The following is a 21310-nucleotide window of genomic DNA, read 5'->3' on the forward strand; positions in this document are numbered from 1 at the left end:
AGGAAAAAAGTGATGGAATTGTCAGATAAAAAAGCCACGCTATCCTTCTCCGACGGTAGCCCTTCGGTTGAGTTCCCTGTACACAAGGGCACCGTAGGTCCGGACGTGATCGATATCCGTAAGCTCTACGGTCAGACAGGTATGTTTACCTATGACCCGGGCTTTATGGCAACGGCGGCTTGCGAATCCGGTATCACCTACATTGACGGCGACAAGGGCCAGTTGATGTACCGTGGTTACCCGATCGACCAGTTGGCACAAAAGTGCGATTTCATGGATGTGTGCTACCTGATCCTGAACGGCGAGTTGCCCAACGCAGATCAGAAGCAGGAATTTGACTCCCTGGTCACGAATCACACCATGGTTCAGGAACAGATGCAGCACTTTCTGCGCGGCTTCCGTCCGGACGCTCACCCCATGGCAATACTGACCGGCCTGGTCGGTGCCCTGTCGGCGTTCTACCATGATTCCACGGACATCACGAATCCTCATCACCGTCATGTGTCGGCTATCCGCTTGATCGCCAAGCTGCCTACTCTGGTTGCGATGGCGTACAAGTATTCTTTGGGACAGCCTTTCATCTATCCCAAGAATGATTTGTCCTACACCGGCAACTTCTTGCGCATGATGTTCGCTACCCCTTGCGAAGACTACAAGGTCAACGAAGTGGTTGAGCGCGCTCTGGACCGTATCTTCATCCTGCATGCAGATCACGAACAAAACGCCTCCACCTCCACCGTGCGTCTGTGCGGTTCGTCGGGTACCAATCCTTTCGCTGCGATCGCTGCGGGTGTTGCTTGCTTGTGGGGCCCTGCCCACGGTGGTGCAAACGAAGCTTGCCTGAACATGCTGGAAGAGTTGCAAGCCAACGGCGGCATCGACAAGGTTGGCGAGTTCATGGAGAAGGTCAAGGACAAGAACTCGGGCGTGCGCCTGATGGGCTTTGGTCACCGTGTCTACAAGAACTACGACCCACGCGCCAAGCTGATGCAAGAAACCTGCAAGGAAGTTCTGGAAGCTCTGGGCCTGGAGAACGATCCTCTGTTCAAGCTGGCCATGGAACTGGAGCGCATTGCTCTGGAAGATCCATACTTCGTCGAACGCAAGCTGTACCCCAACGTAGACTTCTACTCGGGTATCGTTCAGCGCGCTATCGGCATCCCAACATCCTTGTTCACCGCTATCTTCGCCCTGGCTCGTACCGTGGGTTGGATTGCTCAGTGGAACGAAATGCTGTCCGATCCAGATTACAAGATCGGCCGTCCACGTCAGCTGTATGTGGGCCCAACTCAGCGCGACGTACCTGCTCAACGTTAATGCCTTCGGGCTGCGATCCCTGGGGCGTGCCCCGGGTGTTCATGTAGCCCGTAGCGTTATGGAGCAGTAGCTGGAAGGTCAAGTGCACCATTGGTGCACTTTTTTTTGCCCGTTATTTTTTTATTGCTATGGCTACAGCCACAGCCACAGCGATCACCAACACTGCCCGCACCGCCAGAGTCGCTGGCATTGCTGTTAGCATTGTCATCACCCTATGCACGTCAACATGCAGCAGCCCCAATGTCTGACAGGCTAGGCTTCAAGGCTGAGACAGGTGGTTGTTGAAGCGGAAAATCCGCTGTTCACGAGCTTTGTTCTCTTCAGAAAATCGGACTTTGGCCTGGACATGATCCAGGTGGTGCCCGATTAGCTCGCGAGCCCGTTCTGCATCACCATCCAAAATAGCTTTCATGACTCCCGCGTGCTGTTCGGTCAAAATTTCCACTTCCCGTGCATTGTCGAACTCGAACATGGCGCGCCGGTTCTCTTTCACTGTAGAGAACACTAACTGGAACAAGCCATTCATCAGTTGCACCAGCACGACATTATGAGAAGCCATGGCAATTGCCAGATGAAATTGGGCGTCTGCGCGTGCCGACAGGTCCGCATCCTGGTTTTGTTGATGCCGAACCATCACTTGAAAACACTGTTCAATGCGCTTTTTGTCCGCATCTGTTGCGCGTTGTGCCGCATGCCAGGCTGTGCTGGCTTCCAAGGCCCGACGTGCCTCCAGGACATCATAGCGATACAAGGGGTCTTCATTGATCAGTTCCTCCAGAGGCGCAATGCTCTGGGCTGGCCAGTTGATCAACTCGCTGTCTTGAACATAAGTACCCCCGCCACGACGGGTAACCAGCAAGCCTTCAGAGCTTAGCGAGCGCAAGGCCTCCCGTATCGGTACACGCGACACATCCAGCCGTTCAGCCAATTGACGCTCGGACGGGATTCGGTCACCGGGTTGCAACTGTTCATCCTGTATAAGTTGCCGGATTTTTTCAGCAACCAGGTCCGACAGGCGAGTGCTGGGATTCATAGTCATATAAGACGCTTCTTTAAATTTGGTATTACCACTTTCTTGGTTTTTTAATCGTATTAAGGCCTTGAGGCGCCAAACTAGTCAGGGTTTCTGCTGGTAATGCAAAGGTGGTAATACCGCTATGATGCTCAAAAATACAAAACGGGAAGTGGTTGCGCTGCCCAGGGCCGGGCTCATAGCCGCATTTGTTCACCAACAAAACCTCTTCCTCCTATACGTGCAGTCACACAAAGGAGAATCCGGGATGAGTCTTTTATACACCTTGTTGGCTCTGACGCCATTATTGGTTGTTTTTCTATTGATGGTGGTGATGGGGCGATCAGCCAAACTATCGATGGGGGCCGCGTATCTTGTTACGGCGATTCTCGCTTTATTTGTATGGGGGAGCCAGGCCGAAGTTATTGCTGCAGCCACGATCAACGGTATTGTTACCGCATTGACCCTGCTGTTTATTGTATTTGGTGCCGTGCTGCTTTTGAATACGCTCAAGGTGGGCGGAGCATTAAGTGCGATTCGCCAGGGCTTTATGGATGTATCGCCGGATCGTCGCATTCAGGTCATTATTGTTGCCTGGTTGTTCGGCTCCCTGATCGAGGGCTCGTCGGGTTTCGGTACGCCTTCCGCTGTTGGGGCTCCCTTGCTGCTGGCGCTGGGTTTTCCTGCCATGGCAGCGGTGATGGCTGTGTTGGTGATCCAGTCCACGCCTGTGTCTTTCGGGGCGGTTGGTACGCCCATGCTGGTTGGGGTGCGTTCGGGTATTGATAACAAGGTTGATGTTGCAGCTGCCATTTCGCCCCTGCAGCCGCTTGAGTATTTGCAGCAGATCGTCGAGAACGTCGCCTTGATTCATGCCATGACCGGCTTTGTGATTCCACTGTTGCTCTGCGGTTTGTTGACTCGCTTTTTCGGTGAACGCCGCTCCTTTGCCGAGGGACTGGGGGCATGGAAGTTCGCTTTGTTTGCCGGCTTGGCCTTTACCGTTCCGTACTACCTGATTGCCATTACCCTGGGCCCTGAGTTCCCCTCCATGCTGGGTTCGATGGTCGGACTGGTAATCGTGGTGAGCGCAGCTCGGAAGGGCTGGTTTGCACCTCGCAAAAACTTTGATTTCCCGGATCGCAGTCAATGGCCGTCTCACTGGCTGGGCACAGTGGCGATGGATAACACGGAATCGCAGCAACGCTTTTCGGTATTGCGGGCTTTCTCGCCGTATGTGCTGGTGGTTGCACTCTTGATCTTTACTCGTACTGTTCCTGCCGTAAAAGCCTGGTTGACGGGGCCTTCGGCCACAATCAAGGTGGAAGGTATTTTGGGTACTGGTATTTCTACATCGGCTCAGTTGCTGTTCTCGCCCGGGGCCATCTTGATTCTGGTCTCACTGGCCTGCATTGCGATTTTTCGCATGAACAGTCAGCAGTATGTCGTCGGTGTGAAAGCATCGCTGCGTACCATGGGCAGCGCAGCTCCTGCTTTGTTGTTGGCCGTGCCTATGGTGCAGGTGTTTATCAACTCGGCAGCGGCTGATGGTTCCATTGCCAGCATGCCGCTGGTGCTGGCTCAAGGGGCCGCGTCGGCGGTTGGGCAGGCATGGCCTACGGTTTCACCCTGGGTGGGCAGTTTGGGGGCATTTATTGCGGGCTCCAATACTGTCAGCAACATGATGTTTTCGTACTTCCAGTTCTCTACCGCTCAGCAAATTGGCTTGAGTGTGGACCAGTCCGCTATTGTGGTTGCATTGCAGGCGGTAGGTGGAGCGGCTGGCAATATGATTTGCGTCCATAACGTGGTGGCTGCCGGTGCGGTTGTCGGCATGTTGGGACGTGAGGGCGAGATTGTTCGCAAGACCCTGATACCCATGGTGTATTACGTTATTCAGGCAGGCCTGATCGGTCAGGCCTTGATTACTGGTGCCATGGGCTGGTGGATAGCTGCCGCAGTCTTCCTGGCACTGACCATAGGGGGCTTGAGCCTGTCCCGGGGCCGTCAGATGACGCCGGCCATGGCTTGAAAATTTGGCTCTGTTTATTTGCGGCTTAAAGGAGTCGTTGTACAATTTCTTCCTGGAGATGACGTTCCTCCTTTAACCGCCGTTTCGTTCTGAAGCAGCTGATGACGTCTACAGTGACCTGACCACCGTCGGGGCTGTAGGCGTCTGCGTTTACATCTTCTGTTTGTGGTCAGCCCGATTCCATTGAGCTTACGACCCATGAACAGACTCAAAACCTCATTCTCGCTAAACCTGCTGGTCTATTACGGCAAATGGTTTGTGCTCGCTTGCCTGATTGCCGTGCTGGCAGGCAGCGCTTCTGCTTTTTTCCTTTTTTCACTCGGGCAGGCTACCTTCTGGCGGATGCAACATGCCTGGCTGATCTGGCTACTGCCGCTGGCAGGCTTGGCTGTGGGCTGGGTGTATGAACGCGTAGGGCAGTCTGTTAATGCAGGTAATAACCTGCTGATCGAGGAAATTCACGATCCCAGGAAAGTGGTGCCTTTGCGTATGGCGCCTTTGGTGCTTGGCGGAACCGTGATTTCCCATTTGTTCGGCGCATCGGTAGGCCGAGAGGGCACCGCCGTACAAATGGGTGCCGCCTTGTCGGACCAGCTAACCCATGTGTTCCGCTTGGGCCGGGAAGATCGACGCATTCTGTTGATGGCAGGCATGAGTGCTGGTTTTGCATCTGTCTTTGGCACGCCTTTAGCCGGAGCCGTGTTTGGCATGGAAGTGCTGGCGATAGGCCGTATGCGCTACAACGCCTTGTTCCCTTGCCTGATCGCCGCGATTGTTGCCGATCAGGTCGGCCTGGCCTGGGGCGTGCAGCATACTCATTACGTCGTTGAGCACGTCGTGCCATTGGATGGTTGGAGCATGTTGGCCGTGTTGATTGCCGGGATTCTGTTCGGTCTGATCGGCATGTTGTTTGCCACGTTGACTCATAAGCTGTCTGCCTGGATGAAGAAAATCATCAAGTACGCACCCATGCGCCCGTTCGGGGGCGGGCTGGTGGTGGCGATCGCTGTCTGGGCTTTGGATGCCTATCAGTACATTGGCCTGGGTATTCCGGAAATAGTGCGCTCTTTCCATGAACCTATGCAGCCTTGGGATTTCCTGGGCAAGCTGGGGTTTACGGTCCTGTCTTTGGGTTCCGGCTTTAAAGGAGGGGAGGTCACGCCCTTGTTCTACATCGGTGCGACCTTGGGTAATGCGCTGGCTCCCTTGCTGGATATGCCTTTTTCCATGATGGCGGGCCTGGGTTTTGTGGCGGTCTTTGCCGGTGCAGCCAATGTGCCGATTGCTTGCACACTGATGGCGATGGAGCTGTTTGGTATCGAACTGGGGCCTTTGGCGGCGATCGCTTGTGTAGCAGCCTATGTGTTCTCGGGGGATGCAGGGATCTATCATGCGCAACGTGTGGGTCATCGCAAGTTCAAGCATCGTCGGCCTGTTTGAGCTGGGTCAGTCGGTCGGCCACTCGGTGAGCGAGTGGCTAGGGATGCCTCATGTCAATGCTTAAAAATAGTCTCTTTTTTACGCTGGTTTCCAGGCTCCGCGTTTAGACTCTGTTGGATCAGGCGACAGCTTTGTTCAGTGAAACTGGGTGCCAAAGTCATCATGAAAAAAAACCGGATGCCGCTTTACGCTGCATCCGGTTTTTATTCAGCTAAACAGGCTTAGCTGTTTTGCTGGGCTTCTTGCTGAGCATCCACAACAGCCAGGGCTGTCATGTTGATGATGCGACGCACCGTAGCGCTGGTGGTCAGGATGTGGATGGGGCGAGCCGCACCCAGCAGGATGGGGCCCATGGCCACACCGTTGCTGCCTGTCATCTTCAGCATGTTGTAGGTGATGTTGCCGGCGTCCAGGTTAGGAGTAATCAGCAGGTTGGCCGAACCGCGCAGCGTGCTGTCGGGGAAGGCCTTCAGGCGGATTTTCTCGGACAGGGCGGAGTCAGCGTGCATTTCGCCGTCCACTTCCAGGTCGGGAGCGCGTTCAGCCAGGATCTGACGAGCCTTGGCCATCTTGCGCGAGGACTCGGTCTGGCGGCTGCCAAAGTTCGAGTGCGACAAGAGTGCGACACGAGGCACCACGCCAAAGCGTTTGACTTCATCAGCAGCCTGGATCGTCATGTCGGCGATCTGTTCGGCAGTGGGGTTCTCGTTGACGTGGGTGTCGCACACAAACAGAGTTTGTGTAGGCAACATCAGCACGTTCATGGCGGCGAAAGTCTGGGCTTCTTTCTTCAGGCCAATGACTTGCTCAACATAGTGCAGCTGGCTGTCGTAGTTGCTGGCCACACCGCAGATCATGCCGTCAGCATCACCACGTTGCAGCAGCATCACGCCGATCAGCGAGTTGTGCTTGCGTATCATGGCTTTGGCGATGTCTGGAGTCACGCCTTCACGTGCCTTGAGCTTGTAGTAGGCAGTCCACGTCTCGGTGAAGCGATCGTCGTCTTCAGGATCAACGATTTGCACGTTCTTGCCCGCTTCCAGACGCAGGCCAGCTTTCTTGACGCGCATGTCGATCACGCTGGGGCGACCCACCAGAATAGGCTGGGCCAGCTTTTCGTCCACCACGGTTTGCACGGCACGCAATACGCGCTCGTCTTCGCCATCAGCGTAAATGATGCGCTTGGGCGCAGCCTTGGCCTGCATGTACAACGGACGCATCAGCGGGCCGGTGTGGTAGGTCATGGCGATCAGTTTCTGACGGTAGGCGTCCATGTCTTCGATAGGACGGGCGGCAACGCCGGAGTCCATCGCAGCCTGGGCCACGGCAGGTGCGATCTGAACGATCAGACGGGAGTCGAACGGTTTGGGGATGATGTACTCAGGACCAAAACGCAGATCTTCGCCGCCGTAAGCAGTGGCCATATCGTCGCTTTGCTCGACCTGGGCCAGCTCGGCAATGGCTTTCACGCAAGCCAGCTTCATTTCTTCGTTGATCACGCTGGCGCCAACGTCCAGGGCACCACGGAAGATGAAGGGGAAGCACAGCACGTTGTTGACCTGGTTCGGGTAGTCCGAACGGCCGGTCGCGATGATGCAGTCAGGGCGGGCAGCCTTGGCCACTTCGGGGCGGATTTCAGGCTCGGGGTTGGCCAGGGCCAGAATCAGTGGCTTGTCGGCCATGGTCTTGACCATGTCGGCGGACAATACGCCAGGAGCGGAACAACCCAGGAACACGTCAGCGCCAACCATGGCATCAGCCAGGGTGCGGGCGTCGGTTTCCTGAGCGTAGCGAGCCTTGTTGGGCTCCATGTTCTCGTCGCGACCTTTCCAGATGATGCCGCGCGAGTCAGCCACGAAAATGTTGCTCAGCTTCACGCCCAGGGCAACCAGCAAGTCCAGGCAAGCAATGGCAGCAGCGCCAGCGCCCGAGCAAACCAGTTTAATGTCGGCGATGTTCTTGTTAACGACTTTCAGGCCGTTCAGAACAGCGGAGGACGAGATGATGGCGGTACCGTGCTGGTCATCGTGGAACACGGGAATGCTCATGCGCTCGCGCAGCTTCTTCTCGATGTAGAAGCATTCGGGGGCCTTGATGTCTTCCAGGTTCACACCACCCAGGGTGGGTTCCAGTGCGGCAATGATGTCGACCAGCTTGTCCGGATCGGTTTCGTTCAGTTCGATATCGAACACGTCGATGCCGGCGAATTTCTTGAACAGGCAGCCTTTGCCTTCCATGACGGGCTTGGCGGCCAAGGGGCCGATATTGCCCAGACCCAGCACGGCGGTACCGTTGGTAACCACGGCAACCAGGTTGGCGCGCGAGGTGTACTTGGCGGCGGCTTCTTCGCCTTCGGCGTGGATGGCCATGCAAGCAGATGCGACGCCGGGGGAGTAGGCTAGCGAGAGGTCATCTTGATTGGCTAGGGTCTTGGTAGGGACCACCGAGATTTTCCCGGGAGTGGGATACGCGTGATAGTCCAGCGCAAGTTTGGCCAGATCGGCGTTGGCATCCATTTTGGTAAAGCTCCTGATAGGATTTTCTAGTGTAAAAGTGAATCTAATTTATAAGAAATACAGTCACCAGGTAGGTGCTGATTTGTTATAGGCAGCATATGTCATGGCAACGCTTGTTGCCTGCCTCAAGGTGACCAAGGGCAGGCTGGGCTCGGTTTGGTGGAAAAGGGGCCCGCGAAGCGCGTACTTGCTGCACCCGATTAGCATATCGGAATTTTTCCTTCATGTGGGGCAGCCAAGGGGCGTCAATCATGATTTGGAGCGCTTCTTTTGTAAGAATTCGCCCTCGTGATAGATCGATGTGTTTGTTAATGCCAACGGTATGACGCAGTCGCCAAGCATTTTAGATGTCATTAATTGCGCCTTTTGTGTGCGGCGTTATACTAGATCAATACGGCTTGTATAAGGCGTCCTACGTTGCCTTCTGCTCCTGCTATCCGCTAACCGGCGAGGTCCGTGTCGCGGAAGGTTTTCCTGCATCTCAACACGAGTGAAACACTCGGATAGGTGAAGCGTAATAATGTCATCGCAAAAAGAACTGCTCAGTAACTCTTATTTGTTCGGGAGCAATGCTCCTTACGTCGAAGAACTCTACGAGTCCTACCTCGACAATCCAGGCTCCGTCGCCGACCAATGGCGCGAGTACTTCGACCAGCTGCAGCACCAGCCTGCGACTGACGGCCGCGACAGCACCCGCGATCAAGCTCACGCTCCCATCGTCGAGTCCTTCGCTCAGCGTGCCAAAGCCAATGCCTTCCTGACCAGCGCCCAAGCACCGGACCTGACAGTTGCCATGAAGCAAGTGTCGATTCAGTCCATGATTGCTGCTTACCGCTCCCTGGGTGCACGCATTGCTGATCTGGATCCTCTGAAGCGCTCCGAACGCCCCAGCATCCCTGAACTGGACCCTGCTTTCTACGGTTTGACCGAAGCAGATCTGGACCAGGTCTACTCCGCCACCAACACTTACTTCACCAAAGCCGACACCATGACGCTGCGCGACATGCTCAAGGCCTTGCGTGATACGTACTCCCGTTCGGTGGGCGCAGAATTCATGTACATCTCCGACCCGGTCGTCAAGCGCTGGATTCAGCAGCGCCTGGAGTCGGTGCATGGCACAGGTTCTTTCAACGTTGAGCAAAAACGCAACATCTTGCAGCAGCTGACCGAGGCCGAAGGCCTGGAGCGCTTCCTGCATACCAAATACGTCGGTCAGAAACGCTTCTCCCTGGAAGGTGGCGAGAGCTTCATCGCTTGTATGGATGAAGTGGTCAACCACGCTGGCGAGAACGGCGTTCAGGAAATCATCGTGGGTATGGCTCACCGTGGTCGTCTGAACATGCTGGTCAACATCATGGGCAAGATGCCCGGTGACCTGTTTGCCGAGTTTGAAGGCCGTCACGCCGAAGGCTTGACCGACGGCGACGTGAAGTACCACAACGGTTTCTCCAGCGACCTGTCCACTCGTGGCGGTCCGGTTCACCTGTCTCTGGCCTTTAACCCATCCCACCTGGAAATTGTTAACCCAGTGGTCGAGGGGTCGGTCCGTGCTCGTCAGGATCGTCGTAGCGACGAAGACGGCAGCCAGGTTCTGCCCGTGCTGGTTCACGGTGACGCGGCTTTTGCCGGTCAGGGTGTGGTCATGGAAACACTGAACCTGGCCCAGACCCGTGGCTACGGTACCGGTGGTACGCTGCACATCGTTATTAACAACCAGATCGGTTTCACCACCTCTGACCCTCGCGATACACGCTCCACGCTGTATTGCACGGACGTGGTCAAGATGATTGAAGCCCCTGTGTTCCACGTCAACGGCGACGATCCTGAAGCCGTGGTGTTCGTGACTCAGCTGGCTCTGGACTTCCGCCGCGAGTTCAAGCACGACGTGGTGGTTGATATTGTTTGCTTCCGCAAACTGGGCCACAACGAGCAAGACACTCCCTCGATGACCCAGCCGCTGATGTACAAGAAGATTGGTCAGCACAACGGTACGCGCAAACTGTACGCCGACAAGCTGGTTGCTCAAGGCATTCTGTCCGAGAACGAACCCGAAGATCTGGTCAAGGCTTACCGTCAACTGATGGAAGATGGCAAGCGCACGGTTGAACCTGTTCTGACAGACTACAAGAACAAGTACGCCACCGACTGGTCTGCTTTCCTGGGCGCCAAATGGACTGACCAGGCTGACACCGCCTTGCCTATGTCCGAACTGACACGCATCGGTGAAAAACTGACCACCGTGCCAGAAGGCTTTACGGTTCACCCACTGGTCAACCGCATGCTGAACGACCGTCGTGCCATGGCACGTGGCGAAGCTCAGGTGGACTGGGGCATGGGCGAGCACTTGGCCTTTGCAACCTTGGTGAACAACGGCTACGCCATTCGTATTACCGGTCAGGATTCGGGCCGTGGTACGTTTACCCACCGTCACGCTGTGCTGCACGATCAAAAACGTGAGCGCTGGAACGACGGCACCTACATTCCTTTGCAGAACGTCTCCGAAGGCCAGGCCAACTTCACGGTGATCGACTCGGTTCTGTCCGAAGAAGCCGTGCTGGCATTTGAATACGGTTACGCTTCGGCAGAGCCCAACATTTTGACTATCTGGGAAGCTCAGTTCGGCGACTTCGCCAACGGCGCCCAGGTTGTGATCGACCAGTTCATTACGTCGGGTGAAGCCAAGTGGGGCCGTCATTGCGGTCTGACTCTGATGCTGCCACACGGCTACGAAGGTCAGGGTCCGGAGCACTCCTCGGCCCGTATCGAGCGCTTCTTGCAACTGTGCGCTGACAACAATATCCAGGTTGTTCAGCCCACCAACGGCGCTCAGATCTTCCACGTGCTGCGTCGTCAGATGATCCGTCCTTTCCGCAAGCCTTTGGTCATCATGACACCCAAGTCCTTGCTGCGTAATAAAGACGCTACCTCGCCATTGAGCGATCTGGCTGAAGGCCACTTCATGCCCGTGATCGGCGAGACCGATCAGGCAATTGATGCAGCCGCTGTCAAACGTGTTCTGGCTTGCTCGGGCAAGGTTTACTACGATCTGGTGAACCACCGTAAAGAGCTGGAGCGCAACGATATTGCCATTATCCGTGTGGAGCAGTTGTATCCGTTTGCCCACAAGGCCTTCCAGGCAGAGCTGGCTAAATACAGCAACGCCAAGGAAGTTATCTGGGTTCAGGACGAACCTCAAAACCAAGGTGCATGGTTCTACGTTCAGCATCACATCTACGAGAACATGACCGAAGGTCAGAAGCTGGGTTACGCCGGCCGTGCCGCGTCCGCTTCGCCTGCCGTTGGTTACCTGGCCAAACACCAGGAACAACAAAAGGCGCTGCTGGAGCAGGCTTTCGGCGCTCGCAAAGGCTTCATGCTGACCAAATAACGCACCCTAAATTTTAAATACGGAAAATATAATCATGGCAATTACCGACGTTCTGGTTCCCCAACTCTCTGAATCCATCTCCGAAGCCACTTTGCTGGAGTGGAAAAAACAACCTGGCGAAATGGTCCAGGCTGATGAAATCCTGATCGAAGTCGAAACCGACAAGGTTGTGCTGGAAGTTCCCGCTCCTGCCTCGGGCGTGCTGAGCGAAATCGTCAAGGCCAACGGTAGCACCGTTACCTCCGGCGACGTGCTGGCCCGTATCGACTCCGAAGGCAAGGCCAGCGCTGCTGCTCCTGCCACCGCTGCACAAGAAGCCGCTCCTGCTGCTGCCCCAGCCGCTGCCGCTCCTGCTACCAGCTCCGCCGCCTCTTCGGTTGCTTCGCCTGCTGCTGCCAAGATCCTGGCTGAAAAGGGTGTGGAAGCCAGTTCCGTTGAAGGTTCCGGCCGTGGTGGTCGCATCACCAAGGGTGACGCTCTGGAAGCCAACGCCGCTGCCGCCAGCAAGCCTGCAGCTGCTCCTGTTGCACCTCCAACCCTGTCCCTGGACGGCCGTCCAGAGCAGCGCGTGCCCATGAGCCGTCTGCGCGCTCGCATCGCCGAGCGTTTGCTGCAGTCGCAGTCCGAAAACGCCATGCTGACCACGTTCAACGAAGTCAACATGCAAGCGGTGCTGGACCTGCGCAAGAAGTACAAGGATCAGTTCGAGAAAGAGCACGGCGTGAAACTGGGCTTCATGTCCTTCTTCGTCAAGGCTGCTGTTGCCGCCCTGAAGAAATACCCCGTACTGAATGCCTCGGTTGATGGCAAGGACATTATCTACCACGGTTACTTCGACATCGGTGTGGCCGTTGGTAGCCCACGTGGTCTGGTGGTGCCTATTTTGCGTAACGCTGATCAAATGTCCATCGCTGACATCGAAAAGCAAATCGCTGACTTCGGTGCCCGTGCCCGCGACGGCAAGCTGACCCTGGAAGAAATGACAGGCGGTACCTTCTCGATCTCCAACGGTGGCGTGTTCGGCTCCATGCTGTCCACCCCCATCATCAACCCACCTCAGTCCGCCATCCTGGGCATTCACGCCACCAAGGATCGCGCTGTTGTGGAAAACGGTCAGATCGTGATTCGCCCCATGAACTACCTGGCCATGTCCTACGACCACCGTATCATCGACGGCCGCGAAGCCGTTCTGGGTCTGGTGGCCATGAAGGAAGCCTTGGAAGATCCACAGCGTCTGCTGTTGAACGTCTAAGCACGCGGTAGTTTCGGTCTAGTATGTTTACGGCCAAGTGCTTGCTTCTAAGCCTTGGCCGACTTTGTTTAAGGCCCTGGGGGTTGGCGTTCGCCACCTGATACTTTCCCGCCCGACTTCTGGGCGGTCCAGCATGCTTTTTCACATTTATGGGATTTTTTTATGGCTAAGCAATTTGATGTTGTCGTGATTGGTGCAGGCCCTGGTGGCTACATCGCCGCCATCCGTGCTGCTCAACTGGGTATGAGCGTCGCTTGCGTGGACGCATGGTCCACCGCTGAAGGCAAACCTGCTCCTGGCGGTACTTGCACCAACGTTGGTTGCATTCCTTCCAAGGCCTTGCTGCAATCGTCCGAGCACTTCGAGCACGCTAATCTGCATCTGGCTGATCACGGTGTGGACGTCAAGGGCGTATCGCTGAATCTGGACAAGCTGATCGGTCGCAAAGACGTGGTCGTCAAACAGAACAACGACGGCATCCTGTACCTGTTCAAAAAGAACAAGGTTACTTTCTTCCACGGCACCGCTTCCTTTGGCGCCAAGGTTGACGGCGGCTGGTCGGTGAACGTGGCCGGTGCCAACGCTGAAGAGCTGGTTGCCAAGAACGTCATCATCGCTACCGGTAGCTCGGCTCGTGCCTTGCCCGGTGCCGAGTTCGACGAAGAGCAGATTCTGTCCAACGACGGCGCACTGCGTCTGCCCAAGGTTCCCAAGAAGCTGGCCGTTATCGGTGCCGGTGTGATTGGTCTGGAACTGGGTAGTGTGTGGCGTCGCCTGGGTGCCGAAGTGACCATTCTGGAGGGTGCTCCCGAGTTCCTTTCCGCCGTGGATCGCGACGTTGCCAAGGAAGCCCTGAAGGCTTTCACCAAGCAAGGTCTGAAGATCAATGTGGGCGTGAAAGTTGGCGAAATCAAGAAGTCCGCCAAACAGGTCACCATCAACTACGTGGACGCCGCTGGTGCAGAGCACAAGCTGGAAGCCGACAAGCTGATCGTGTCCATCGGCCGTGTGCCTAACACTGCCGGTCTGGGTGCAGACACCATCGGTCTGAAACTGGACGAGCGTGGCTTCGTGGTTGTGGACGACGATTGCGCCACCAGCCTGCCAGGTATCTGGGCGGTGGGTGACGTGGTGCGTGGTCCTATGCTGGCTCACAAAGCCGAAGAGGAAGGTGTGGCTGTGGCCGAGCGTCTGGCTGGTCAGCAACCCCACGTCAACTTCGACACCGTGCCTTGGGTTATCTATACCTCGCCCGAAATCGCTTGGGTTGGCAAGACCGAACAGCAACTGAAGACCGAAGGCCGTGCTTACCGCGCTGGCAGCTTCCCCTTCCTGGCTAACGGCCGTGCCCGCGCACTGGGTGACACGACCGGCTTTGTGAAGGTTCTGGCGGATGCCAAGACGGACGAAGTCCTGGGCGTGCACTTTGTGGGCCCTGTGGCTTCCGAGCTGGTGGCTGAAGCTGTTGCAATAATGGAATTCCGTGGCGCGTCGGAAGATATCGCCCGTATTTGCCATGCTCACCCAACCCTGTCCGAAGCCCTGAAAGAAGCGGCCTTGGCAGTGGACAAACGCGCTCTGAACTTCTGATAGACTTTCAGGGTGTTGTTGGAAAAGGGCGGGCACGGGCTCGCCCTTTTTTTCGTCACGAAAGGCTGATCACAGCAGTCCGTAGCGGCTGCGATGCGTGAGATAATTGACCGCGCAGTATGCTCAAACCCTGCATCAAAAGCGGTGCTGCTGTGGATCGCAGTGCATGCTGGCAGACCACTACCTGTCTTGGACAGGTTCTTTTATTTTCAGTGATATGAATGTTCGCGAGTATTACCATCAGGCTTTAGCGGAAAAAGGCTACCGTGCCGACCAGGCACAGGAGCAAGCTATAGACCGGCTGCAACGCTATTACGACGAGTGGGTAGAGTTTCGCAAAATGCGCTCCAGCGCCTTGCGTCGTATGTTCTCCCGCCCGGAAGTGCCGCGTGGTGTGTACCTGTGGGGTGGGGTCGGGCGCGGCAAGAGCTTCCTGATGGACGCCTTTTACCTGACTGTGCCGCTCAAGCGCAAAACACGAATTCACTTCCATGAGTTCATGCGCGGCGTGCACAAAGAGCTGAATCAGGTTAAAGGCATGAGCGATCCCTTGGATGAGGTCGCCAAGCGTATCGCCAAGCGTTATCGCCTGATCTGTTTTGACGAGTTCCATGTCTCGGATGTGGCCGATGCCATGATTCTGTACAAGCTGCTGCTGGGTCTGTTCGAGCGCGGTACGTCCTTTGTCATGACCTCCAACTACGAGCCCTCTACCTTGTATCCGGAAGGCCTGCACCGCGATCGGATCTTGCCCGCGATCGCGCTGATCCAGAAGAACATGGATATCATGAACGTGGATACGGGCGTGGATTATCGCCGTCGTGCTCTGGAGCAGGTGAAAACCTATTTGACGCCATTGGGCCCGCAGACCACCGCAGAGCTGCAGTCCATGTTCACCGCCTTGTCGGACACGGCCCCTCAAGAGCCGGTGCTCAGTATTGAAAACCGGGATGTAAAAGCGGTCGCCTTGTCCGGTTCAGCCGTCTGGTTTGATTTCGAGACCCTGTGCGTCAGCCCACGTTCGCAAAATGACTATCTGGAACTGGCGAACCGCTTCCAGACCGTGATTTTGTCTGATGTGCCTCGCATGACGGCGCGTGATGCCTCTGCGGCGCGACGCTTCACCTGGCTGGTCGACGTTTTTTACGATCACAAGGTGAAGTTCATCATGTCCGCAGCGGTGCCTGAAGAAGAATTGTATGTGGATGGCCCTATGGCCAATGAGTTCCACCGTACTGTCTCGCGTTTGATGGAAATGCAATCGCGAGAGTACCTGGAGTCAGAACGGCGCCAGGCAGTTATTTTGTAGGAGGCTGGGCGCGGCCACTGGCCACGCGCCTGACTCCTGAACCCTGACACGTAGTTTTATAAGCGTATTTTTTATCATGACGACACGAGTACTGACCGGCGTTACAACGACCGGTATTCCACACTTGGGTAATTATGCCGGGGCGATTCGTCCTGCTATCCGTGCTAGCCAGCAAGCCGATGTCGACGCATTTTTCTTCATGGCGGACTACCACGCCCTGATCAAATGTGACGATCCGGAGCGCGTAGCCATTTCGCGCCGTGCGATTGCTGCTACCTGGCTGGCCTGCGGCCTGGATGTGGAAAAAGTAACGTTCTACCGTCAATCCGATATTCCGGAAATTCCGGAGCTGTCCTGGATGCTGGGTTGCGTAACCGGCAAGGGCTTGATGAACCGTGCGCACGCTTACAAGGCTTCTGTCGACAAGAATGAAGCTGCGGGCGTAGAGCCTGATGATGGCGTTACCATGGGCCTGTTCAGCTACCCCGTACTGATGGCGGCCGACATCCTGATGTTCAATGCCCACAAGGTGCCCGTGGGCCGGGATCAGGTGCAGCACCTGGAAATGGCACGCGATATCGCCAAGAGCTTCAACCACCTGTATGGCCGTGGCAAGGAGCTGTTTGTATTGCCTGAAGTACAGGTGGAAGAGGACGTGGCCCTCTTGCCTGGTCTGGATGGCCGCAAGATGTCCAAGAGCTACGACAACACGATTCCTCTGTTCGAGGGTGGTGCCAAGGCACTGAAGGCGGCCATTGCCCGCATCGTGACGGACTCCAAAGGTCCCGGCGAGTCTAAAGATCCCGATGATTCGCACCTGACGGCCTTGTACAAGGCATTTGCGACACCGGAGCAGACCCAAGCCTTCCGTCAGCAGTTGATCGACGGCATGGCCTGGGGCGAGGCCAAGGATGCCTTGCATCAGTTGCTGGAAGCCATGATTGCGCCCATGCGCGATCGCTACGAAGCCTTGATGGCTCGTCCCCAGGATATTGAGGATTTGCTGCAAGTGGGCGCGCGCAAGGCTCGTGCCTACGCTACCCCCTTCATCCATGAATTGAAGGCAGCTGTGGGCCTGCGTGACCCCTTGAGCGTGGCAGTTAGCAAGACTGAAGCCAAGGCTCGTAAAGCTCGTTTTGTGAACTTCCGCGATGAAGACGGCACATTCCGTTTCCGCCTGCAAGATGCTGCTGGACAAGAGCTGTTTCTGTCTCGCTCTTACGCAGACCCAAAACAGGCTGGTGTGGCGATCAAGGCACTGCAGACTGCGGCTTTTGCCGAAGTTGCCAAGCAGGAAGGTCAGGAGTTGCAAATCCATTGTGCCGGTGAAGAAGTGGCACGAGTATCGGCAGATCTGCGTGATGCAGTGGAAGCCGCTTTGGATTCGATGCGCGACTAAGTGGTTCGTCTACTGAGGGATGGATCTGCTATTCAGGATTGATGCCGCATGGATGCAGCAAGCTTCTTTGAGCAGCAGCGCTTCAGCTTGAAGACTGCTTGAAAATGAGCAGCCCCAAAAGAGAGACTTATCTCACTTTTGGGGCTGTTCTTTATGCGCTGTATTGAACGTGTGCAGAAGATCAAAGCTGGAGCTTTGCTTGACCTTGTTCGTGTAATCGGCTTTGGACTTCTGATCCCAGTCCTGGCTGGCCTGCTCCAGCGCTGCAATATCTTCGGCGCAGATCATATCTCGCAACGCCGTGAATTTCTCTTCCGGCCAGTCGTAAATCTTCAAGGCCAATAGCCGTTCAATCGCTGCGTCTTCAAAGCGCTTGCGCACCGGTACAGCCGGGTTGCCTGCCACAATCGTATACGGGGCCACATTCTTGGTGACCAGTGCACCCGAGGCAATTACGGCGCCTTCACCAATGACCACGCCGGGCATGATCATGGCTCGCATGCCGATCCAGGCACCATCGTGAATATGGGTGTCGCCTTTACCGACGTAAGCCTCCGTAATCTTGTCCACGAAGGGGTACAGGCTGAACCAGTCCATGCGGTGGGTGTGATTGCCGCCCATCAGAATCACGGCCTCGGCACCGATACACACGTAGTCGCCAATATGTAGCTGGTCTACCGGCCATTGAGAGGTCCAGGCCTTGCGGCTGTATTCATCCCCGTACAGGTAACGCACCACGCTTTCTTCAAAACTGCCGGTCCAGGCATGGCTGTAGTAGCTGTGCGTGCCACGCACATGGATATTGGGATTGGATACGGTTTCGTGCAGGAGTTCGACCTGCGACCAGTGCTTTTGCACCATGCTTCTCCTTCTGGACTCTGCCGCGCTGGAACTGACTTTGCGCCGGTCCCGGCAAAGTGGGTGTTCGTGTTTGGGCCAAGCAGCCAACCGAGCACAAGAGGCTCGCTTGCTGATGTTGATGGCGGGACTAGTCTAATGCGCTTTGAGCTGCTTGGCATTCAAGCGGGCCAAAAGCATCAAGCCCTGCATGAATGCTCACGCAGGGCTTGATGTGTTTGGGCCTGGGTTGCTGGCCTTATTCGGCTGCTTGAGCGGGAATATCCAGCTTTTCGCACAGACTCAGGATTTCCTCCAGGTTCTCGCGTTTGACCACGATCAGCTGAAATTCCTCGTCATAGCTTTGGGCAAACTCCAACAGACAGTAGGAGGGATGAAACTCCTGTAACTGCTCGTTGGCCCACTGGAAAAAGCCGTCCACGTCCTGAAACGGCATATCGTCGTAGGGAAAGGAAGGCAGATCCTGGCTTTCAAAGGCAGCCAGAATCTCTTCCCACAGTTCGTCCACGGTATCGGCCAGAGCCAGATAGTCGTCCAGCTCGTAGCTGATGGCCAGGATCAGAGCGCCATCCGGATCGTGTTCCATCAAGTTCTGGGCGTGCTTGCCATACGCCTCCCCCATCGCTGTCGGGCTGGCGCTGGCTGTCAGCACGGACTGGCTGATGGCTGCAATATCCTGTTCCTTCTGATCAAATCCGGTCAGCAGATTGAGCAGACGCGTCAGTTGGGAAAGGCGCTCGGTCTCAGTCATGGCTTATCTCCGAAGTTTGCTAAAGGCGGCTGCCATAGCACCTGTCGGTGCCGGTTCAGCTTGCCGGTTGGGGCGATTGTTTCCGGAACGGCGCTGGGGAGCGTTGCCGGTGTTGCTGGAACCACGCATAGGGCCGCTGTCGTCGTTCAGGCGCATGGTCAAGCCGATGCGCTTACGAGCTACATCCACTTCCTGGACTTTAACCTTAACGGTCTGCCCAACGCGAACCACATCACGCGGATCTTTGACAAAGGTCTCGGACAGGGCCGAGATATGCACCAGACCGTCCTGGTGCACACCCACGTCCACAAAGGCACCAAAGTTGGCCACGTTGGTGACCACGCCTTCCAGAATCATGCCGGGCGTCAAATCGTTCAGGGAGTTGATGCCTTCCTGGAACTTGGCGGTGGTGAATTCAGGGCGAGGGTCGCGACCGGGTTTTTCAATTTCATTAAAAATATCACGCACGGTGGGCAAACCAAAGCGTTCATCCGTGAAGTCGGAAGGCGACAAGCCTTTCAGTGCGCCAGATTTTCCCATCACATCGCTGGCCTCGGTTTGCAGGCGCTCCAGAATGCGGGCGGCAACCGGGTAGGCTTCGGGGTGAACCGCCGAGGCGTCCAGAGGGTTGGCTGCACCGGGAATACGCAAAAAGCCCGCTGCCTGTTCAAAGGCTTTTTCACCAAAGCGCGGCACCTCACGCAACTGCTTGCGGCTTTGGAAGGCACCGTTTTCGTCACGCCAGGTGACGATGTTTTTGGCCAGTGTATTGTTCAGGCCCGAAACTCGTGCCAGCAGGGGGGCAGAGGCGGTGTTGACGTCCACACCCACGGCGTTCACACAATCCTCGACCACGGCGTCCAGGCTGCGAGCCAGTTCGCGCTGGTTCACGTCGTGCTGGTATTGGCCAACACCAATGGATTTGGGGTCGATCTTGACCAGCTCGGCCAGCGGATCTTGCAGGCGGCGGGCGATGGAAACGGCACCGCGCAGGCTGACGTCCATATCCGGGAATTCTTGTGCGGCCAGTTCAGAGGCGGAGTACACCGAAGCGCCAGCCTCGGACACGACCACGCGGGTCAAAGGCAACTGCGGGAAAGCGGATTGCAGGTCTGCAACCAGTTTCTCGGTTTCGCGCGACGCTGTGCCGTTACCAATCGCCACCAGTTCAACTTGATAGCGTGTAGCCAGACCGGCCAGAGTACGAATCGCGCCCTCACGATCTCGGCGAGGCTCAAAGGGATAGACGGTGGCCGTATCCAGCACCTTGCCGGTTGCATCGATCACAGCGGCTTTTACGCCGGTGCGAATGCCTGGGTCCAGGCCCAGAACGGCTTTATTGCCAGCGGGGGCTGCCAGCAGCAAATCGCGCAGATTGGCGGCAAACACGCGGGTGGATTCTTGTTCGGCTTCTTCGCGCAGACGGCCAATCAGCTCGGATTCGAATGCTGTCAGCAATTTGACGCGCCAGGTCCAGCGGCAAACCTCGGCCAGCCAATGGTCGCGTGGGCTGGCGTCGGCGGAAAAGTCAGCGCCAATATCGGTCAGCTCGGCGACTTTCAGCACACAAGGGTGGGGCAGAAGCGCATCCTGCTCGGGGTTCAGGCCCAGGCGCAGGTCCAGTGCACCTTGCTGACGACCGCGCAGCAAAGCCAGCACGCGGTGAGAAGGCAGTTGGCGCAGCGCTTCGTTAAAGTCGAACCAGTCGCGGAACTTGTCGCCTTCCTGTTCCTTGCCTTCGGCAACCTTGGAGTACAGGTGAGCGGACTTCCACAGATAGTCGCGCATGGCTTCCAGCAGGTCGGCCTGTTCGGCAAAGCGTTCGGCCAGAATGTCGCGGGCACCGTCCAGGGCGGCTTTGGGCGTGTCGATCTTGGCTTCGGCATTCAGATAGCCTTCGGCCAGCGCCAGAGGATCTGCATTCTTCTGGGCCAGAATGGCGTCCGCCAGCGGCTCCAGACCGGCCTCGCGGGCAATCTGGGCGCGGGTACGACGCTTGGGCTTGTACGGTGCGTACAAGTCTTCCAGACGCTGCTTGGTGTCAGCCGCCAAAATGGCTTGCTCCAGCTCGGGCGTCAGTTTTTCCTGCTGGCGGATCGATTCCAGAATGGCATGACGACGCGATTGCATATCGCGCAAATAGATCAGCCGCACTTCCAGATCACGCAGGACATTATCGTCCAGGCCACCGGTAGCTTCCTTGCGGTAACGGGCAATAAAAGGGACCGTGGCCCCGTTGTCCAAGAGCTCAACCGTAGAGGCGGCTTGTTGGATGCGGATGTTCAGTTCAGAGGCCAGTAGCGCCAGAATCTGTTGGTGATCCTGTTGCTGGGCGAGGGTTTCCACAGTCATTTCAGTTATGGGTCCATCGTTGTAAAAGGGTCTGCAAGCGCCGCATTTTGCCATAAAGACCGGCAGCGACCCAGAATTGGCAGGTATCATCTTG

The 21310-nt window shown here is 56.4% G+C and carries 13 protein-coding genes and 1 riboswitch; of the genes, 8 read left to right on the forward strand and 5 right to left on the reverse strand.

The features are described from left to right. Nucleotides 1-12 precede the first annotated feature (12 nt). A complete protein-coding gene (gltA, locus tag U2949_RS16810) occupies nt 13-1317 on the forward strand; it encodes a citrate synthase (RefSeq protein ID WP_022983549.1) in 1305 nt (434 codons plus the stop codon). 259 nt (nt 1318-1576) lie between these two features. On the opposite strand, the gene lldR is transcribed toward gltA, so the two are convergent. Further along, nucleotides 1577-2356, reverse strand: a complete 780-nt coding sequence (lldR, locus tag U2949_RS16815) for a transcriptional regulator LldR (protein WP_026484289.1) — start codon at nt 2354-2356, stop codon at nt 1577-1579. 241 nt (nt 2357-2597) lie between these two features. On the opposite strand from lldR, the gene U2949_RS16820 reads away from it, so the two are divergent. Then, nucleotides 2598-4361, forward strand: a complete 1764-nt coding sequence (locus U2949_RS16820; RefSeq protein ID WP_026484290.1) for an L-lactate permease — start codon at nt 2598-2600, stop codon at nt 4359-4361. Nucleotides 4362-4406: 45 nt separating this feature from the next. Continuing rightward, nucleotides 4407-4479: riboswitch (Fluoride riboswitch) on the forward strand. A gap of 80 nt (nt 4480-4559) precedes the next feature. Then, nucleotides 4560-5801 carry a voltage-gated chloride channel family protein gene (locus tag U2949_RS16825; protein WP_321288956.1) on the forward strand — a complete coding sequence of 414 codons (1242 nt, stop codon included), beginning with the start codon at nt 4560-4562 and terminating at the stop codon, nt 5799-5801. A gap of 221 nt (nt 5802-6022) precedes the next feature. Here the strand turns inward: U2949_RS16825 and U2949_RS16830 are convergent, their stop codons facing one another. Continuing rightward, nucleotides 6023-8317, reverse strand: coding sequence for an NADP-dependent malic enzyme (locus tag U2949_RS16830; RefSeq protein WP_026484296.1), 2295 nt, complete (start codon nt 8315-8317; stop codon nt 6023-6025). Nucleotides 8318-8837: 520 nt separating this feature from the next. On the opposite strand from U2949_RS16830, the gene U2949_RS16835 reads away from it, so the two are divergent. The 5 genes from U2949_RS16835 (at nt 8838) to U2949_RS16855 (ending at nt 17255) form a co-directional block, all read left to right on the forward strand. Beyond that, nucleotides 8838-11705, forward strand: a complete 2868-nt coding sequence (locus U2949_RS16835) for a 2-oxoglutarate dehydrogenase E1 component (RefSeq protein ID WP_026484297.1) — start codon at nt 8838-8840, stop codon at nt 11703-11705. Between the two features lie 34 nt (nt 11706-11739). Beyond that, nucleotides 11740-12957 (forward strand): 2-oxoglutarate dehydrogenase complex dihydrolipoyllysine-residue succinyltransferase, encoded by a 1218-nt coding sequence (gene odhB, locus U2949_RS16840; protein WP_257723438.1) that lies wholly within the window; start codon nt 11740-11742, stop codon nt 12955-12957. Between the two features lie 162 nt (nt 12958-13119). Beyond that, nucleotides 13120-14547, forward strand: a complete 1428-nt coding sequence (lpdA, locus tag U2949_RS16845) for a dihydrolipoyl dehydrogenase (protein WP_009457672.1) — start codon at nt 13120-13122, stop codon at nt 14545-14547. Between the two features lie 217 nt (nt 14548-14764). Beyond that, nucleotides 14765-15856: a cell division protein ZapE gene (gene zapE, locus U2949_RS16850; protein WP_035271417.1), complete on the forward strand. Its 1092-nt coding sequence runs from the start codon at nt 14765-14767 to the stop codon at nt 15854-15856. Nucleotides 15857-15932: 76 nt separating this feature from the next. Next, nucleotides 15933-17255: a tryptophan--tRNA ligase gene (locus tag U2949_RS16855; protein WP_321288960.1), complete on the forward strand. Its 1323-nt coding sequence runs from the start codon at nt 15933-15935 to the stop codon at nt 17253-17255. A 132-nt stretch (nt 17256-17387) separates the two neighbouring features. On the opposite strand, the gene U2949_RS16860 is transcribed toward U2949_RS16855, so the two are convergent. The 3 genes from U2949_RS16860 to U2949_RS16870 form a co-directional block, all read right to left on the reverse strand. Next, nucleotides 17388-18116: a CatB-related O-acetyltransferase gene (locus U2949_RS16860; RefSeq protein WP_321288962.1), complete on the reverse strand. Its 729-nt coding sequence runs from the start codon at nt 18114-18116 to the stop codon at nt 17388-17390. Between the two features lie 235 nt (nt 18117-18351). Then, a complete protein-coding gene (locus tag U2949_RS16865; protein WP_321288965.1) occupies nt 18352-18864 on the reverse strand; it encodes a hypothetical protein in 513 nt (170 codons plus the stop codon). Nucleotides 18865-18867: 3 nt separating this feature from the next. Next, nucleotides 18868-21216 (reverse strand): Tex family protein, encoded by a 2349-nt coding sequence (locus U2949_RS16870; RefSeq protein WP_321288967.1) that lies wholly within the window; start codon nt 21214-21216, stop codon nt 18868-18870. Nucleotides 21217-21310: the final 94 nt, after the last annotated feature.

It is taken from the genome of Alcaligenes phenolicus (assembly GCF_032063905.1).
Taxonomy (GTDB): Bacteria; Pseudomonadota; Gammaproteobacteria; order Burkholderiales; family Burkholderiaceae_B; genus Alcaligenes; species Alcaligenes phenolicus.

Bases quoted from the DNA above. Each gene is read 5' to 3' on its own strand.
- zapE (WP_035271417.1), top strand. From the start codon at position 14,765: ATGAATGTTCGCGAGTATTACCATCAGGCTTTAGCGGAAAAAGGCTAC.
- lpdA (WP_009457672.1), top strand. From the start codon at position 13,120: ATGGCTAAGCAATTTGATGTTGTCGTGATTGGTGCAGGCCCTGGTGGC.
- U2949_RS16865 (WP_321288965.1), bottom strand. From the start codon at position 18,864: ATGACTGAGACCGAGCGCCTTTCCCAACTGACGCGTCTGCTCAATCTG.
- U2949_RS16860 (WP_321288962.1), bottom strand. From the start codon at position 18,116: ATGGTGCAAAAGCACTGGTCGCAGGTCGAACTCCTGCACGAAACCGTA.
- U2949_RS16820 (WP_026484290.1), top strand. From the start codon at position 2,598: ATGAGTCTTTTATACACCTTGTTGGCTCTGACGCCATTATTGGTTGTT.
- U2949_RS16870 (WP_321288967.1), bottom strand. From the start codon at position 21,216: ATGACTGTGGAAACCCTCGCCCAGCAACAGGATCACCAACAGATTCTG.
- odhB (WP_257723438.1), top strand. From the start codon at position 11,740: ATGGCAATTACCGACGTTCTGGTTCCCCAACTCTCTGAATCCATCTCC.
- lldR (WP_026484289.1), bottom strand. From the start codon at position 2,356: ATGACTATGAATCCCAGCACTCGCCTGTCGGACCTGGTTGCTGAAAAA.
- U2949_RS16855 (WP_321288960.1), top strand. From the start codon at position 15,933: ATGACGACACGAGTACTGACCGGCGTTACAACGACCGGTATTCCACAC.
- U2949_RS16835 (WP_026484297.1), top strand. From the start codon at position 8,838: ATGTCATCGCAAAAAGAACTGCTCAGTAACTCTTATTTGTTCGGGAGC.
- U2949_RS16830 (WP_026484296.1), bottom strand. From the start codon at position 8,317: ATGGATGCCAACGCCGATCTGGCCAAACTTGCGCTGGACTATCACGCG.
- gltA (WP_022983549.1), top strand. From the start codon at position 13: ATGGAATTGTCAGATAAAAAAGCCACGCTATCCTTCTCCGACGGTAGC.
- U2949_RS16825 (WP_321288956.1), top strand. From the start codon at position 4,560: ATGAACAGACTCAAAACCTCATTCTCGCTAAACCTGCTGGTCTATTAC.